A 14774-nucleotide genomic window follows, 5' to 3' on the forward strand; every position below is an offset into this window, starting at 1 on the left:
ACAGATGCTCTCTTTTGTTAACGATATACCATTTGCAAACTATGGGGTACGTACTAATACCGAAGAAAAAGATACTGGGGCTTACAGCCAATGAAGCATATACCTATTTTTGTTTGTTGACAAAATCAGATTACAATACATACGTATCCCATGTAAGGCTTGACACACTTTCGGAACTTACAGGCATAAATAAGGAATACATATCAACGCACATTAAAACACTAATATCCAAAGAACTAATCCTTTACAAAGACAAACAGCATCATACGGGTAACAAGGGATATTTTGACACCTGTACCTATCATCTTTATAAACCAGCTACGGAATGGGTACGTATCAGTACAGATTTATTACATGCAGACATACCGAATAAATTGAAAGGTTTCCTTATACTGCTGAAATGTATATGTCTGAGTAACACAAACTATACAGGGTATGGCAAATCTGCAATCAGCAAGCTGCTTCATATCTCCCGACCTACAATAAATGCCTATCTTGCCTTATGTACCAGATTACAATTGCTGCGTGAGGAAGAAAACGGTTACACACTTACAGACACAAGGCTCTTTATTGTAGATTTGGCAAAGACGGGGAAAGACGCTTTCTATATTTCCGTTCGTAATTACCTGTGCCAGCAAGGACTGATACCGCCCGCCTATGACAGACCTTCCGTATGGAAGATGATATACCACTTTAGCGGCAGTTCCGACTATATGGTCGATGCTTTAAAGAGGAAGAGAATACCCAAAGGCACAAATTGCACTTGGACATATCTTGCAAAAGTATTGAATGTGGACATTGCGGAAAAGCCACAAAAGGAATATCCGCCTGTGCTGTTATAAACCGCAGGCTTGCAAACGATATAAATCCGACCTTTTTCGGATAATTCCTTTTGAAGAAACCCTCTTTTCTGCAACCAAACCATGCTTTAGCTTTAAAGGTTAGGAGTGTGGGACATTTTTTGGTCGGGGACTATAAAAGTGTTTTCTTCAAAAAAATGTCCTTGTCCTTATATAATTTCACTGATGAGCAAATATCCTCTGTCTCCTCCAACCTTGCAGTCGGATACCGTAAAAAAGTCGCATATTGTTTTACTTGTAACGGCTTTCGGGGGATATATCTGTAACAGGTCATAAATCCGCAGGATTTCCTTTTTTATATATTTACGGGAATACTTGCTGCCTACTTGGAAGGAATTCTTTATTAGACGTATGACTTCCGTTCCTGTCGCTTTTTCATGGTATTGTTTCTGTATCATGGCTTCCGTAATCCTCTTTTTGGAATAGTTCAGTTGTTCAATGACAGCCTTGCCCACTGTATCGTAAGCATCGACGATAAACGGGTCAGCCGCAATCAAGTCCCTCTTATATTCCAGTTCCATTTCGGTGACGCATTCTCCAAGCATCTCCAACTGTCGGACAATTTCCCTACGTTTCTCCTTAAGTGATACCGACTTGTTCTCCCTTTTCAGACGTTCGCAGTCCCCTACGGAATAATAGAAGCCTTTTTTATATACGGTGAACGAAGTACAATTATCGTATGCGTCATAAAGGGTAGCTTCTTCATGATAGTAACCCTTTGTAAGTTCCTCATCCATGTAGTTATCCATTGCAAACCAGTTCTCTTTACCGTCCCTGTCAAGCATACGGTTGAAGGGAAGGCTTTCCAGTGCGGCATGATATGCTTCGCGGGAAGCCCTGTCTGTGGCGCAGTTATAAAAGTTCTTCATTGTTTTATATATCTCCTTGCAACAGACGAGATAGCCTTTTATCTCTTCCTTTGTCCGCTGTGGTAATCCGTTGTTGGTATTGCTTATATGCGTGACAGAAGATATACCATTTCTGAAACGTCCGATTATCTGAATGGCATCCGTATGCGGGTCTATCATGGTGTGTTCCGCAAAGAAGACATCGGTCAGCATTATTACATGAGGTTTTTCTTCCAATTCCATATCCACAGCATTAAAAAAACGGCTTGTAAAGAAATTGTATTTCTTCATCCTGTCTGCTTTCCACTGCTCGTAAGCATTTTTAAATTTGTCTTTTTTCAGTTTGTCTACACTCTTGGAAGCACAGAACACCGCAGAGCACTCCAATAAATTTAGCTGCCTCATAACGGAATGGACTATATCCGTTGAGTTTATAAATATACAAACAGGAACTGGGTCGTATTCCAATGTGTCAAGCTGGAGTTTCAGCGTTTGCAGTGTATTGTTGGTATGATATATCCATAGTTCTTTCTTATAGTCGAAAGAGGGCTGTACCTCTATTGTTTGGAAATGCTGTTCCTTGAAACGGGGGTCATGCAACGGTATCGGTGTTGCGGAAACCAGTGCTTTATGTTCAAAACGGAAGAAATCATTCAACGGAAATATTATATCACTTCGATAATCCATATCTTTTACAAGTTTATGGCATTCATCAAAAAGAAGAAAACAGGTACTGTACATATCAGTCTCCATATCCTCAAAGGCAGCCTTAACCTTCTGAAAACTTTCGGGGGTAGTTAGTATCTTATAGTATTTCTTACCGCTTTTCTCTAAATATTTTACGATGTCATCTGTATATATGCCTTCATAAACTCCGAACAGGTTGTCATTCCGGTGTTTAGGGTCATTGCATTTACCGATAATTACAGGTACATTCGGTTCTATGATAATGGAGTTCCGTTTAGCCTTGATTTCACCGTAAGTCGCTCCAAGTCCTGTCAGTTTCTTATACAAGATTGTATCAGTCGGTATTTGGGGGAGGACTTCGGTAAGGTATTGTACCTTACCGAGTTCATTGACACTAATATTGATTGTCTTCGTCATTGTAATAATCGGGTATATTAATAAAATTCTCAAATTCTTCCTGCTTTATCATGTCGAAGTCGGGTGTTTCTTCTAAGGTCTGAACTTGAGAGCTGGCTTCGTTGACAAACTGGGTTGCTGCCGCAAAGGTCGTAATTTTAATCTTTATCATAATATCTATCGTTTAAAATGTTTATGAATGTGAGGAAGGGAGTTTCCCTTCCCCTTTGGATAATCGGTTTATGCTATAAGTTCTCTTTCTGTTAAATCATCTACAAGTTCGGTAGTTCTTGATACACGAAAGAATATCTTTCCTTTCATGTAGGATGCGTATGCACTTATATATTCACCCTTTTCGCGAAACAGAGGGATGAACTGCAATCTTTTCGGTTCGTTTGCGATTAGCTGCATGAGGATTGCAAGCTGGATGTCTTTGTCCTCTTCTTCTGAATAGGCTTCAATGTTATTCGGGTTGAAGCCGAAATCTTCCGTTTCGCCTGTTTGCAGGTAAGTGCGCAACCAGTTCAGACCCTCTTGATTTAATATCAGTTTAAAGCCTGCTATCTTCTTGGACTCAATCCATGCGCAAGGAAAGTTGTCCTTGCTTGTATAGAATTTAACTGACAACTGCTCACCTCTGTTCATTATAACTTTCAATGCGTTCATTGCACTTGCGTTGTCATACTTCTTTTCAACCGTTTTTTCTGAAAAATTTAATACCATAGCTTTTAATTTTTTATTAATTAAACATTGAAATCTCGAACGAGGTGCACACCATGTTTTTGATTACAGTGCAAAGGTATATGGTAGGACTGGCGTATGAAATGAAGAAAAAAACATAAAGAAATCCTTTTTTTTATGTTTTATTTTTTATGTGGAAGCGTAGTACGTAACTCTCTTATCTTTAATAAGATATGTATATAAAGGAATAGCCATGTAATTGAATACACAGCTATTCCTTTTTTTAATTTTATGTGTTTTACCAATAGGATTTCAGATGTTCAACGGGATTGTTGGGGGAGGTCTTGCATATCGGTATGTTCCACCAGTTGGGACGGACTTCATATTTTTGCAGGTTTCTGATAGTGGCTCGCAGGTTCAGTATGTCATTCTTGGGGCTGTCTTCATCAAGCAGTCCAAGATATTTCAGCAATTCGAGGATAAAGTTGCCCTCATTGTCTGTCAGCCCCTTACCTTTAATGGCAAAAGAGGAATGGCGTAGCAGGTTATAGACACTTAAGGTTACTGTGTCAAGTATCGCATTCTCCCGTTTTCTGCCTCTTTTACCGATGCTGGGATAATCCTTTTCAAGTTCTGTCTCCACTTCTTCCAAAGAGGAAACTCCCAAATACTTGTCAAGATAAGGAGTTATCATCTGAAGAAACCAGTTGTCGTCATTGGCAAGTTCTATCTTCTGTTTGTTGTATTCGATTGTAACGGTATCGTGCTTCGTCTTTTTCTTTTCGTGGAACATCTTGTAAAGACGCAGCATATCGGGACGGACGGAATAGGTGTATTGCAATTGCACAGGGTCTGCAATGTAATCACCGAAATCGAAATAACCGCATGTCTGTTTGTATTTATGGTAAATGCAGACAATAAGAAGAATGCCGTAAAATATGTCTTGGTCTTGCTGTATGCAGGTTTCATCCTCATTTGTATTATAGGTATTCCATAGCGTCTCAATGTATTCAGCCTGATAGCTGCCACTTTCAAGTATAAGGTTCTTTCCAACGGTCATGCAGAACTCGTATATGTCCTCGTCTGTTCCCCTGTTGGGATACGGTATATTCTGTTCCTCTTTCCTTATTGACAGATACAAGTCCTGTACTTCTGCAAATTTCTTTGGCAGAAGATACACATCTGAAATGTAATCCAGTTCACAATGCAGCATTGAACGGCTGAAACCAGTTTCAGTCGTTAGCCATGTCTCAATACGCTTTATGCTTTCAATAGGTATTATCTGATATTCCATGTTGTTGATTTTGTCTGTAAAGATAGGAAAATGCCACCTTATCATAAAGAGACAAAGCGGCATTTATTTTTACAGCAGGTTTTGCATAGCGGCATCTATCTGTTCATTATCGAAGCTGTCAAGATAGACTTGCGTTGTAGATAAGTCTGAATGTCCCAATGCTTCACTTATCAATGCTATACTTACACCTGATTTTTTCAGAACACTGGCGAATGAATGGCGTGCGACATAGGTTGTCATATTGGCATCAACATTTAATTGTGCTGCAATTAGCTTTAGGTTCTTATTGACGTTACCTAACATCTTATGTATTCTGTTCTGTTTTTGGAGTGGTGTCTTGTGAATATTGGCATTTAAAATGGGGAACAGATAGCCTTTACTTTCGCTCTCATATTTTTTTATGATTTGCATAGCTTCCTCTGATATACCTAATTTTATCAGTTTGCCTGTTTTCTGACGTATATAGTGTATCCTGCCATTTGTGATATTGGCTTTTGTCAGATTTGCGATGTCTGTAAAATTAATGCCGCCACACAGATAACTGAAAATAAATATGTCTTTGCTAAGTTGGACGTATTGTCGTTTACCAATGTAATCAACTTCTTTAGTGAATTTCAATACTTCTGTTTTGGCTATTGCACGTTTCTGTGTTTTCGTATCGAACTTATTGATTTTATATTCGTTAAAAGGATAATCAGATTTACGGGCACATTTAGCTTTTATGGCTTTATTGTATGCACTACGGAGAGTACGGAACATTAAGCTCATGGTTGTTTCCTTATTGCATTTTGAACGTAACCATTTCTCATATTTATTGAGCCACGATATGTCTATTGCGCTGAACGGTATATCCAATTGATTTTTTGTAAATACTTTCAAAGAGTTATAAGAACTTTTATAGATAAGTCTGTTGCCGCATTTATCATTGTTTTTGTATTGTTCGATTAGTTCTTGATAGAATTGACAGACTGTTTTCAATTCAAACTTTTTGTTTTTGTCATTGAGTAGAGTAGTGGTAGTATATTCTTTCTGTTCAGAGTTGAACTCTAACACTCGTTGTTGTAACTCTGTTTGTTTATCAAGAATGATTTTCTGAATATACTCTTTATTGGGACAGTTTGGTTTTGGCTTATTTCGTGTAAAGTCCCAATAACGGGGTAGGACAGATATACCTAAACTTTGGTATTTCTTCTTTCCGTCTTTACAGATACGGAGCATTAATGGATATTCGCCATTTGATAGTGTCTTTGACTTGTAACATACCACTGAAATTGTAGCGTTCATACTGATTTTGGTTTAACTCTCGGTTTAACTCATGCGGTTAAACCATAGCCAAATCGGAAGTGCCTAAAAACAAAAATCAGATAGAAATCTTGCGATAACTATCTGATTTTCAGAAGAGCGGAAGACGGGGCTCAAACCCGCGACCCTCAGCTTGGAAGGCTAATGCTCTATCAACTGAGCTACTTCCGCAATTTTAGTGGGCAAAGATGGATTCGAACCACCGAAGGCGTAAGCCAGCAGATTTACAGTCTGCCCCATTTGGCCACTCTGGTATTTGCCCTTTTGCTATCGAGAACTACTTTAAATCTCTTTTTAAGTAGCTTTGTTTCTCAATTGTGGTGCAAAGATACGACTATTTTTGTAAACTCCAAGCAAAATCGATCATTTTTATTGCAGTAATTGCACATTCATCGCCTTTATTTCCCAGCTTGCCACCTGCGCGGTCCTCTGCTTGCTCCATTGTGTTGGTGGTAATTAATCCGTAAATTACTGGTACATCGCCACTTGCGTTTAGCTGAGTAATTCCTTGTGTTGCGCCCATGCAGACGTAATCAAAATGTGGCGTATCTCCACGAATTACGCAACCAATTGCAATTACTGCATCAACTTCGCTGTATTCTATGATTTGATTGGCTCCGAAAGTCAACTCAAAACTACCGGGTACGGTTTTTATCATGATGTTTTCATCTTTCGCTCCATGTTTTTTTAAGGTGTCGACTGCTCCTTTTAAAAGAGCACCGGTGATATTGTAGTTCCATTCGGATACTACAATGCCGAATTTCATATTCTCAGCGCTGGGTACTGAATTGAAATCATAATCCGAAAGGTTGTGATAAGCTGTAGCCATGATAAATTAAAGTTTAAGATTTGAAAATAGAGAGAGAAAAAAACACGAATTATACGGCACTTACGGCGTTGACTTCCGTATATATCCGTATAATTCGTGCTCGAAATGTCTTATTATATAATAAGGTGTAAATTATTTCTTCAACAGTTTAGCCTGCTCGATGTATTTATCAATATCCATAGCCTGATATGAGCGGAAGTATTTCTCCTTAATGGAAGTATATGCTTTGATAGCATCATCATACTTACCTTGCTTAACCAAGATTTCTCCGGCCTGTTTCAGATAAATAGGGCTGAGTGTGGTGTTGTCTGCTTCATCAGCAGCTTTCAGCAACATGGAAGATGCTTTGTCGAGCTGACCGAGCTGAGCGTAGCAATTACCCATGGCGCCTTTCATGGCGGGAGCTACCATTTGGTCGTTTCCATCGAAGCTATCCAATGCTTTTACGGCTTCATCAAATTTGCCGAGGTGTGCGTAGCAAAGGCCTGCGTATGCTTTTGCAAGGTTGGCTGCATCTGTGCCGCTATATTGATCGGCTATCTTGATGAAGCCAACGTAACCGATGCTGTCACCGTTCAAAGCTTCTGCAAAAGCATCAGCCTCAAAATATTCTTGTCCTTTGAAAAGGGCTGCCTGTGCTTTTTCCTCGCGAGGTTCCGCATAGAGGTTTTTGTACATTACTATACCTGCTATAATAATGATTATAGCTAAAATAGCACCGATAATTGCCTTTTTGTTTTTGATGAGAAATGCCTCTGATTGTGTAAGTGCGTCTTCCACGTTTAAGGCTTCATTCGTCTTTTTTTGTTCTGCCATTTTTTATATATTCTTTTTGTTATTATTCATTAATAGCTGATTCGACCCGCAAAAGTAAGTTTTTTATAGCTATCAACGAAATTTAGCGGCATCTTTTTTTATTTTACATCTCAAAACCGTAGAATTATTTTGCTTTGCATTATCTTTGCCCTGAAAAGCAAAGAAAAGATAAGCCGCCAATATGATACTGAAACATATATCCATACTCAACTACAAGAATCTGGAACAAGTGGAACTTGCCTTCTCTCCGAAACTGAATACTTTTTTCGGGCAAAACGGAATGGGAAAGACGAACTTGCTGGATGCTGTTTATTTCCTCTCTTTCTGTAAGAGTGCCGGCAATCCCATCGACTCGCAGAATATAAGGCATGATGCGGATTTCTTTGTTATTCAGGGATTTTACGAGGCCTCCGACGGTACGCCGGAGGAGATTTACTGTGGTATGAAGCGCCGGCAGAAGAAGCAGTTCAAACGGAATAAGAAAGAGTACACACGTTTGTCCGACCATATCGGCTTTTTGCCGTTGGTGATGGTGTCGCCTGCCGATTCGGCATTGATAAACGGAGGTAGTGATGAGCGTCGCCGTTTTATGGATGTGGTGATTTCACAGTACGATAAAGAATATTTGGATGCACTGATCCGCTACAACAAAGCATTGGCGCAGCGGAACACCTTGCTTAAGAATGAGATGCCGGTGGAAGAAGAACTTTTTCTGGTATGGGAAGAGATGATGGCACAAGCCGGTGAAGTGGTGTTCCGTAAGCGGGAAGAGTTCATCAAGGAGTTCATACCGATTTTCCAGTCTTTCTATTCATTTATTTCTCAGGATAAGGAGAAAGTGGGGCTGATTTACGACTCGCATGCTCGTGACGCTTCTTTGCTGGAGGTGTTGAAGGAGAGCCGTACGCGTGATCAGATTATGGGATTTTCCCTGCGTGGGGTTCATAAGGATGAATTGAATATGTTGTTGGGTGACTTTCCTATCAAACGGGAGGGTTCGCAGGGACAGAACAAAACTTACCTGGTGGCTTTGAAGCTGGCGCAGTTCGATTTCCTGAAACGGACGGGTGCTACGGTTCCGTTGCTATTGCTCGATGATATTTTTGACAAGCTGGATGCTTCGCGTGTGGAGCAGATTATCAAGCTCGTGGCAGGTGATAATTTCGGGCAAATCTTTATAACGGATACCAACCGGGAGCATCTGGATCGTATTCTGCATAAGGTAGGTAGCGACTATAAAATGTTCTGCGTAGAGCAAGGGGCCGTTTCCGAAATGGCGGAGAGCCAAGCGCTGAACGATGAGGAGAGTGAGGGATGAAACGGAATGACGCTGAACAGATTGGTAAACTGATACGTAATTTTCTGAGGCAGGAAAGTTTGGAATCGCCATTGAATGAACGGCGGCTCATCAGTTCATGGGCGGAGGTGCTGGGACCTACCATTGCGTCTTATACACGCGAACTCTATATCAAGAACCAAGTATTGTACGTGCATCTTACTTCCGCAGCCCTTCGTCAGGAACTGATGATGGGCCGGGATTTGCTGGTGCGCAATCTGAACAGGCACGTAGGAGCGCAGGTGATAACCAATATTATATTCAGATAGTGCAACCGGGCGGCGGTCAGCTTTCTCTTCACTCGCAGGTTATGACCTCATCCATACGGATGTCGAACGTCTCCGCCGGGACTTCTTCTACAATCTGAAACGGGAAACAGATGCCTGCTTTGTATGCGGAAGGTATGCGGGGAAGCAGACGGTCATAATATCCTTTTCCTCTTCCCAAGCGGTTTCCGTTACGGTCAAACGCTACTCCCGGAACGACAATAAAGTCTATCGCGTCATAGTCGGTAAACAAAGCTCCGGTGGGCTCCTCTATGCCGTAGGCTCCGGTGGCAAGGTCGCCCGGCCCGGTATAGACGCGAAGCTCCAGATCGTCACCTGTGACAACGGGCAGCAATATTTGTTTTTTCGCACTCCATTTCCTGATGAAGCTGTGTGTATCTACTTCATCAGGCAGTGAATGGTACAGTAATATAGTGCTTGCCGCCCTGAAAGCCGGATGGGCTTCGAGGGCGGCGAGTATTTCAGCAGATTGTGACTGATGCGTAATGGTAGATTTGTGAAGGGTCTTCAGTAAAGCCATACGCTTGCGCAGTTCTTTTTTCTTTTCCATTGTTGTTATTGTCCTCTTCCTGACCGGCTTGTAGCGGGGCTTTTGGGAAAGCCTCGCCACGTTCCAAGATTTCCAATGCTTTCTTTACGGTAGCGTCACTCTCGTTGATATATCGGATATAGGCCTCTTTGCCTAAGGTATTGTAGATGATATTGCCGTAGAGGTTTCGTTCCAGCAGCTTGTAGGAGCGATGTATCAGGAGGTTACGCCTTTTTACCCCTTTGGAGTCGGCAAAACGTATGAATTGTTCCACGATGCCCTGACGTCGCAAGTATTTCAGTAAGTCCTGTTCATTGCCGAATTCGGCCAGTTTGGCACGATTACGGTCGGTGTACTGGAAACTGAACTGTATGATCAGTCCCTTGTTGCTCACCTCTATCAGATAGGAAGATACTCCGGTTGTGTCTTGCGGCACAAATACATCGGGCATGATGCCTCCTCCGCCATAGACGGGGCGTCCCAGTCCGGTGGAGTAACGCAGGCTCTCGTCGAGTTTGATACTGTCTTTAGAGAAAAACTCTCCATGTTCGTAGCGGGTCAGCCAGTCCATTTCGTACTTGGAGTCTTTGCCGCTTTCGTAGGGGCGTTGGATGCATCGTCCGGAAGGGGTATAGTAGCGGGCGATGGTCAGGCGAATGGCGGAACCGTCGCTGAAGTCGATGGGTTGCTGTACCAATCCTTTGCCGAATGAACGGCGTCCTACGATAGTTCCCCGGTCGTTGTCCTGAATGGCGCCTGCAAAGATTTCGCTGGCTGAGGCAGAACCTTCATCCACCAGTACCACAAGCGGCATCTTCTGGCAACTGCCCGTACCGTTGGCATATTCTTCCATACGCGGATATTTGCGTCCCTTGGTGTATACAATGAGCTTTCCTTCCGGCAGGAACTCATTGACCATGCGTGTAGCCGCTTCCATATAACCTCCGGTGTTGCCGCGCAGGTCGATAATGAAACCTTTGCATTTCTGGTGACTTAGCTGGGCAATGGCATTCAGTAGTTCCACGTGGGAGGTGCGCCCGAACTTGCTGACTTGTATGTAGCCGAAATCATCATTTAGCATATAAGCGGCATCAATCGTGTTTTGCGGAATATCTCCACGTGTAATGGTGAAGTCCAGCAAGTCTTTTTCAGTCGCCCGCTTTACTCCTAACTTCACTTGTGTGCCTTTTGGCCCTTTCAGGTTACGCATGGCTTTTTCGTTGGTCAGTCCTTTGCCGGCAAACAGGCTGTCGTTCACCATGACAATGCGGTCGCCCGCCATGAGTCCTACTTTCTCGGAAGGGCCTCCCTGGATCACGCTGTTTACGTGTATGGTATCTTCCTGTATGGTAAACTGGATACCGATGCCGCTGAAACTGCCTTCCAGTTCGGAGTTCACTTCTTCCAACTTCTGTGCAGGGATATAGGTGGAGTGGGGGTCAAGTTCTGCCAGTATCTGCGGCATTGCTTTTTCTACGAGGTCGGTCATGTTGACGCTGTCCACATATTGATCGTCCACCACCCGTAACAAAGCATTCAGTTTGTTGGACGAGCCGTTGATAATACCCAAACGGTTTCCTGCGAAATGTTTGGCATAAAACGTTCCGATAAGGATGCCCGCCACTACGCTGATTGCGATAATAAGCGGCGTGAAGCGGGAAGAGTTTTTTGTGCCCATAATGATATGTACTATTTTCAATTTTACTATACTATATTTAGTTGGCTGCGTGCAAAGCAGTTAACTTCCAACTCTCAATTCTCAACTGAAACGAATACCACTTCGATACCTGCCCGTTTCAATAGATTGATACCGTCTTCCAAGCGGTATTTTTCAGAGTATACAACACGTTTGATGCCTGCTTGGATGATGAGTTTGGCACATTCAATGCAGGGAGATGCCGTAACGTACATCGTGGCGCCGTTGCTGCTGTTGTTGGAGCGTGCTATTTTGGTAATGGCATTGGCTTCGGCGTGGAGAACGTACGGTTTGGTAATGTTGTTTTCGTCCTCGCATACATTTTCAAATCCGGAAGGCGTGCCGTTGTATCCGTCAGAGATAATCATTTTATCTTTTACGATGAGTGCACCGACCTGGCGCCGTTGGCAGTAAGAGTTTTCCGCCCAGATACTTGCCATGCGTATATAACGTTTGTCCAACGCTTCTTGTTTGTTTTTCGTAGTTTCGTCCATATCTTTAGCTGAATTTAGCGGGCTGTAAATCCCATGACTTTTGTTGTATTTCCGTCTTTAAAGTAGAGGGTGAGGTTGTGCACGTCCCCTTCGTACTTGAAAACATTGAACAGGCCGCTGATGAATACTTTTGCCAGCTTGTCGCTTTCACTGCCGTAGGCTTTCCCACTGATGCTTATGGTGTGTTCCTTTCCGTCTATTTTCAGGATGGCGTCGCTGATGTTTGCTTTGACGGCATGGGCGCTGACCGTACCGGTCACCTCGCCGTTCACATCGGCACAGTTGAAGTTCAATGTGAAATTTTCTGTTATCTTGAGCAGTTCCCTGCTGGCTTTCTCTTCAGCCTCATTACTCCACAAACCTTGATAGAACTGTTCCTTTCCTTTTTCAGTAGTTATGCGGCTCAGTTTCCAAGTCTTGTCGTTGAAGATTTCCATTACGTCGTCTTCGTTGTTGCAAGCACTGAAACCAAGTAACATGGTCAGCATCATCAGGACATAGCCTATTGATTTTATATTTATTCTCTTTTTCATTTCTTTATTCCGTTTCTGATTAATAGTGCATCTATGGTCGGTTCTTGTCCGCGGAAACGTTTGTAGAGCGTCATGGGATGTTCCGTACCTCCTTTCGACAGGATATTCCGGCGGAAAGAATCGGCTACTTCCGGGTTGAAAATGCCGCGTTGCTTGAACAGCGAGAAAGCATCTGCATCCAGTACTTCCGCCCATTTATAGCTGTAATATCCGGCAGAATATCCACCTGCAAAGATATGCGAGAACTGGGTGCTCATACAAGTCTCTTCCACAACAGGGAGTATTTGCGCTTTTTCCCAAGCCTTCTTTTCGTAGGCTTTGGCATCCCCCTCAAACGGGGTGTTGCGTGTGTACCATGCCATGTCCAGCAATCCGAAGCTCACTTGGCGCAGGCAGGCATAAGCTACGTTGAAGTTCGATGAGTCTACAATGCGCTGCACCAGTTCGTCAGGGATGAGTTCGCCGGTCTGGTAATGGCGGGCAAAGGTGTGTAGGAACTCTTTTTCAATGGCAAAGTTTTCCATGAACTGGGAAGGCAGTTCTACAAAGTCCCAATAAACATTTGTACCGCTTAAACTTTCGTAAGTGGAGTTGGCAAACATCTCGTGCAGGCTGTGTCCGAACTCGTGCAGGAAAGTTTCCACTTCGTCGAAAGTCAGTAGGGCGGGCTTGTTCTGTGTGGGCTTGGTGAAGTTCATCACGATAGACACGTGCGGACGGCTGTTTTCGCCGCTTTTCTCATCTATCCACTGCCCTTTGTAGCTCGTCATCCATGCACCGGAGCGTTTTCCGGCTCTGGGATGAAAGTCCGTATAGAGTACGGCAAGATATGTGCCGTCTTTATCAAACACTTCGTAGGCTTCCACATCCTTGTGATAGACGGGGATGTCAGGATTCTTCTTGAATGTGATGCCGTACAACCTGCTTGCCAGTCCGAATACCCCTTCTTTTACTTTGCTTAGCTCAAAGTAGGGGCGAAGCATTTCATCATTAATGTTGAATTTCCGGTCTTTCAGTTTTTGAGAATAGTAACTCCAGTCCCATGGCATAAGGTTGAAGTTTTCTCCTTCTTCGCTACGTGCCAGTGCCTGCACTTCAGCATATTCTTTTTGTGCGGCGGGTGTATATGCTTCCAGCAGTTGGTTCAGCAGTTTGTATACGGCGTCGCTGTTTTGTGCCATTCGTTCTTTCAGGTTGTATTCGGCAAAGTTGTCGTAGCCCAGCAATTGGGCAATTTCCATGCGGACGTTGGCAATTTTCTTTACGATTTCCAAATTGTTGCAGGCATTGTCGTGCGTGCATTTTGTATTATATGCCATGTAGAGTTTGCGGCGCAGTTCGCGGTTGTCGGCATACGTCATGAAAGGGCTGTAACTTGGGGCATGCAGGGTGAATACCCAACCTTTCACTCCTTTTTCCTGCGCTGTTTCTGCGGCGGCATCAACGGCGCTTTCGGGCAGACCGGACAATTGTGACTTATCGGTCAGTGCCAGTTGGTAGTCGTTTGTCTCTTTCAGGGCATTTTCACTGAATTGCAGCGTCAGCAGGCTTAGCTCTTTGCATAAGCTGCGGTACTTTTCTTTGGCATCTCCTTGCAGGTTTGCTCCGTTGCGGACAAAACCGGTGTAGATGTCTTCCAGTAACTTGGATTGTTCCGGAGTAAGTTTGTTTTTGTCTGTCAGCTCATATACGGCTTTGATGCGGGCAAATAGCTTTTCGTTGAGGCTGATGTTATTCTCATGTTCGCTCATCAGCGGCATGATTTCCCGGGCAAGTTCCTGCAATTCATCGCTGGTTTCGGCGCTGAGCAGATTGCCGAATACGGTATTTACACGCTGCAATAGTTCTCCGGACTTTTCGTAAGGCACTATTGTGTTTTCAAAAGTCGGAGTGGCAGTATTATTGATGATAGCATCTATCTCTGCATTTTGCCGGCGGATGCCTTCGTGTATGGCAGGTGCATAATGTTCAGTCTTTATCAGATTGAAAGGAACAGTTCCGTACGGAGTTGAATACTTTTCAAAGAAAGGGTTTGAGGCTTGTATCATGGTCATAAAACAAAGTAATATTAGTGTAAGTTTAAATCTTGTCATATACCTATTTATAGAAAAAAATAATTTAATTGCAAATGTGCAAAAAAAATAGGCGACTTCATAAAAGAAGCCGCCTATTTTTTATTATTTTCT

The 14774-nt window shown here is 42.9% G+C and carries 15 protein-coding genes and 2 tRNA genes; 3 read left to right on the forward strand and 14 right to left on the reverse strand.

The window, feature by feature from the left end:
• Window positions 1–41: 41 nt before the first annotated feature.
• A complete protein-coding gene (locus NQ546_RS07655) occupies window positions 42–842 on the forward strand; it encodes a hypothetical protein (protein WP_004289525.1) in 801 nt (266 codons plus the stop codon).
• 167 nt (window positions 843–1009) lie between these two features.
• Here the strand turns inward: NQ546_RS07655 and NQ546_RS07660 are convergent, their stop codons facing one another.
• The 9 genes from NQ546_RS07660 to NQ546_RS07700 all read right to left on the reverse strand — a co-directional run bounded on the left by NQ546_RS07660 (window position 1010) and on the right by NQ546_RS07700 (window position 7713).
• A complete protein-coding gene (locus NQ546_RS07660; RefSeq protein WP_004289526.1) occupies window positions 1010–2812 on the reverse strand; it encodes a DEAD/DEAH box helicase family protein in 1803 nt (600 codons plus the stop codon).
• The gene (locus tag NQ546_RS07665) at window positions 2790–2963 is read right to left on the reverse strand and encodes a hypothetical protein (protein WP_004289527.1); all 174 of its coding nucleotides are present in this window, start codon (window positions 2961–2963) and stop codon (window positions 2790–2792) included. Before NQ546_RS07665 ends, NQ546_RS07660 begins: the two co-directional genes overlap by 23 nt.
• A 68-nt stretch (window positions 2964–3031) precedes the next feature.
• Window positions 3032–3514, reverse strand: a complete 483-nt coding sequence (locus NQ546_RS07670; RefSeq protein WP_004289528.1) for a hypothetical protein — start codon at window positions 3512–3514, stop codon at window positions 3032–3034.
• 256 nt (window positions 3515–3770) lie between these two features.
• Entirely contained in the window at window positions 3771–4766 is a 996-nt protein-coding gene (locus tag NQ546_RS07675; protein WP_229094540.1) for a hypothetical protein, read from the reverse strand.
• 69 nt (window positions 4767–4835) lie between these two features.
• Window positions 4836–6050, reverse strand: a complete 1215-nt coding sequence (locus NQ546_RS07680; RefSeq protein ID WP_050764423.1) for a site-specific integrase — start codon at window positions 6048–6050, stop codon at window positions 4836–4838.
• A 116-nt stretch (window positions 6051–6166) separates the two neighbouring features.
• Window positions 6167–6239, reverse strand: a tRNA-Gly gene (locus NQ546_RS07685).
• An 8-nt stretch (window positions 6240–6247) separates the two neighbouring features.
• A tRNA-Tyr gene (locus tag NQ546_RS07690) sits at window positions 6248–6330 on the reverse strand.
• Between the two features lie 72 nt (window positions 6331–6402).
• Complete coding sequence (ribH, locus tag NQ546_RS07695; RefSeq protein WP_004289532.1) at window positions 6403–6897, reverse strand: 6,7-dimethyl-8-ribityllumazine synthase; 495 nt, start codon at window positions 6895–6897, stop codon at window positions 6403–6405.
• A 132-nt stretch (window positions 6898–7029) separates the two neighbouring features.
• On the reverse strand, window positions 7030–7713 hold the full coding sequence (locus NQ546_RS07700) for a tetratricopeptide repeat protein (protein WP_004289533.1): 684 nt from the start codon (window positions 7711–7713) through the stop codon (window positions 7030–7032).
• A 181-nt stretch (window positions 7714–7894) separates the two neighbouring features.
• Here NQ546_RS07700 and recF point away from each other — a divergent pair, with 181 nt between their 5' ends.
• Both recF and NQ546_RS07710 read left to right on the forward strand, forming a co-directional pair.
• The gene (gene recF, locus NQ546_RS07705; protein ID WP_004289535.1) at window positions 7895–9031 is read left to right on the forward strand and encodes a DNA replication/repair protein RecF; all 1137 of its coding nucleotides are present in this window, start codon (window positions 7895–7897) and stop codon (window positions 9029–9031) included.
• Entirely contained in the window at window positions 9028–9318 is a 291-nt protein-coding gene (locus tag NQ546_RS07710) for a DUF721 domain-containing protein (RefSeq protein WP_004289536.1), read from the forward strand. Before recF ends, NQ546_RS07710 begins: the two co-directional genes overlap by 4 nt.
• A 28-nt stretch (window positions 9319–9346) precedes the next feature.
• Here the strand turns inward: NQ546_RS07710 and NQ546_RS07715 are convergent, their stop codons facing one another.
• The 5 genes from NQ546_RS07715 to NQ546_RS07735 all read right to left on the reverse strand — a co-directional run bounded on the left by NQ546_RS07715 (window position 9347) and on the right by NQ546_RS07735 (window position 14642).
• Window positions 9347–9886, reverse strand: coding sequence for a 5-formyltetrahydrofolate cyclo-ligase (locus NQ546_RS07715; RefSeq protein ID WP_004295412.1), 540 nt, complete (start codon window positions 9884–9886; stop codon window positions 9347–9349).
• On the reverse strand, window positions 9798–11543 hold the full coding sequence (locus tag NQ546_RS07720; protein ID WP_004289538.1) for a S41 family peptidase: 1746 nt from the start codon (window positions 11541–11543) through the stop codon (window positions 9798–9800). Before NQ546_RS07720 ends, NQ546_RS07715 begins: the two co-directional genes overlap by 89 nt.
• A gap of 74 nt (window positions 11544–11617) precedes the next feature.
• Complete coding sequence (locus tag NQ546_RS07725; RefSeq protein ID WP_004289539.1) at window positions 11618–12055, reverse strand: dCMP deaminase family protein; 438 nt, start codon at window positions 12053–12055, stop codon at window positions 11618–11620.
• Between the two features lie 14 nt (window positions 12056–12069).
• A complete protein-coding gene (locus NQ546_RS07730; protein ID WP_004289540.1) occupies window positions 12070–12588 on the reverse strand; it encodes a DUF4847 family protein in 519 nt (172 codons plus the stop codon).
• Window positions 12585–14642 carry a M3 family metallopeptidase gene (locus NQ546_RS07735; protein ID WP_004289541.1) on the reverse strand — a complete coding sequence of 686 codons (2058 nt, stop codon included), beginning with the start codon at window positions 14640–14642 and terminating at the stop codon, window positions 12585–12587. The genes NQ546_RS07730 and NQ546_RS07735 overlap by 4 nt, the downstream gene beginning before the upstream one ends.
• Between the last annotated feature and the right edge of the window lie 132 nt (window positions 14643–14774).

The sequence above is a fragment of the Bacteroides eggerthii genome, assembly GCF_025146565.1.
GTDB lineage: Bacteria > Bacteroidota > Bacteroidia > Bacteroidales > Bacteroidaceae > Bacteroides > Bacteroides eggerthii.

Coding starts and splice junctions, on each gene's coding strand:
- NQ546_RS07655 (WP_004289525.1), top strand. CDS start 42: ATGGGGTACGTACTAATACCGAAGAAAAAGATACTGGGGCTTACAGCC.
- NQ546_RS07660 (WP_004289526.1), bottom strand. CDS start 2,812: ATGACGAAGACAATCAATATTAGTGTCAATGAACTCGGTAAGGTACAA.
- NQ546_RS07670 (WP_004289528.1), bottom strand. CDS start 3,514: ATGGTATTAAATTTTTCAGAAAAAACGGTTGAAAAGAAGTATGACAAC.
- NQ546_RS07730 (WP_004289540.1), bottom strand. CDS start 12,588: ATGAAAAAGAGAATAAATATAAAATCAATAGGCTATGTCCTGATGATG.
- NQ546_RS07725 (WP_004289539.1), bottom strand. CDS start 12,055: ATGGACGAAACTACGAAAAACAAACAAGAAGCGTTGGACAAACGTTAT.
- recF (WP_004289535.1), top strand. CDS start 7,895: ATGATACTGAAACATATATCCATACTCAACTACAAGAATCTGGAACAA.
- NQ546_RS07700 (WP_004289533.1), bottom strand. CDS start 7,713: ATGGCAGAACAAAAAAAGACGAATGAAGCCTTAAACGTGGAAGACGCA.
- NQ546_RS07720 (WP_004289538.1), bottom strand. CDS start 11,543: ATGGGCACAAAAAACTCTTCCCGCTTCACGCCGCTTATTATCGCAATC.
- NQ546_RS07715 (WP_004295412.1), bottom strand. CDS start 9,886: ATGGAAAAGAAAAAAGAACTGCGCAAGCGTATGGCTTTACTGAAGACC.
- ribH (WP_004289532.1), bottom strand. CDS start 6,897: ATGGCTACAGCTTATCACAACCTTTCGGATTATGATTTCAATTCAGTA.
- NQ546_RS07735 (WP_004289541.1), bottom strand. CDS start 14,642: ATGACCATGATACAAGCCTCAAACCCTTTCTTTGAAAAGTATTCAACT.
- NQ546_RS07675 (WP_229094540.1), bottom strand. CDS start 4,766: ATGGAATATCAGATAATACCTATTGAAAGCATAAAGCGTATTGAGACA.
- NQ546_RS07680 (WP_050764423.1), bottom strand. CDS start 6,050: ATGAACGCTACAATTTCAGTGGTATGTTACAAGTCAAAGACACTATCA.
- NQ546_RS07710 (WP_004289536.1), top strand. CDS start 9,028: ATGAAACGGAATGACGCTGAACAGATTGGTAAACTGATACGTAATTTT.
- NQ546_RS07665 (WP_004289527.1), bottom strand. CDS start 2,963: ATGATAAAGATTAAAATTACGACCTTTGCGGCAGCAACCCAGTTTGTC.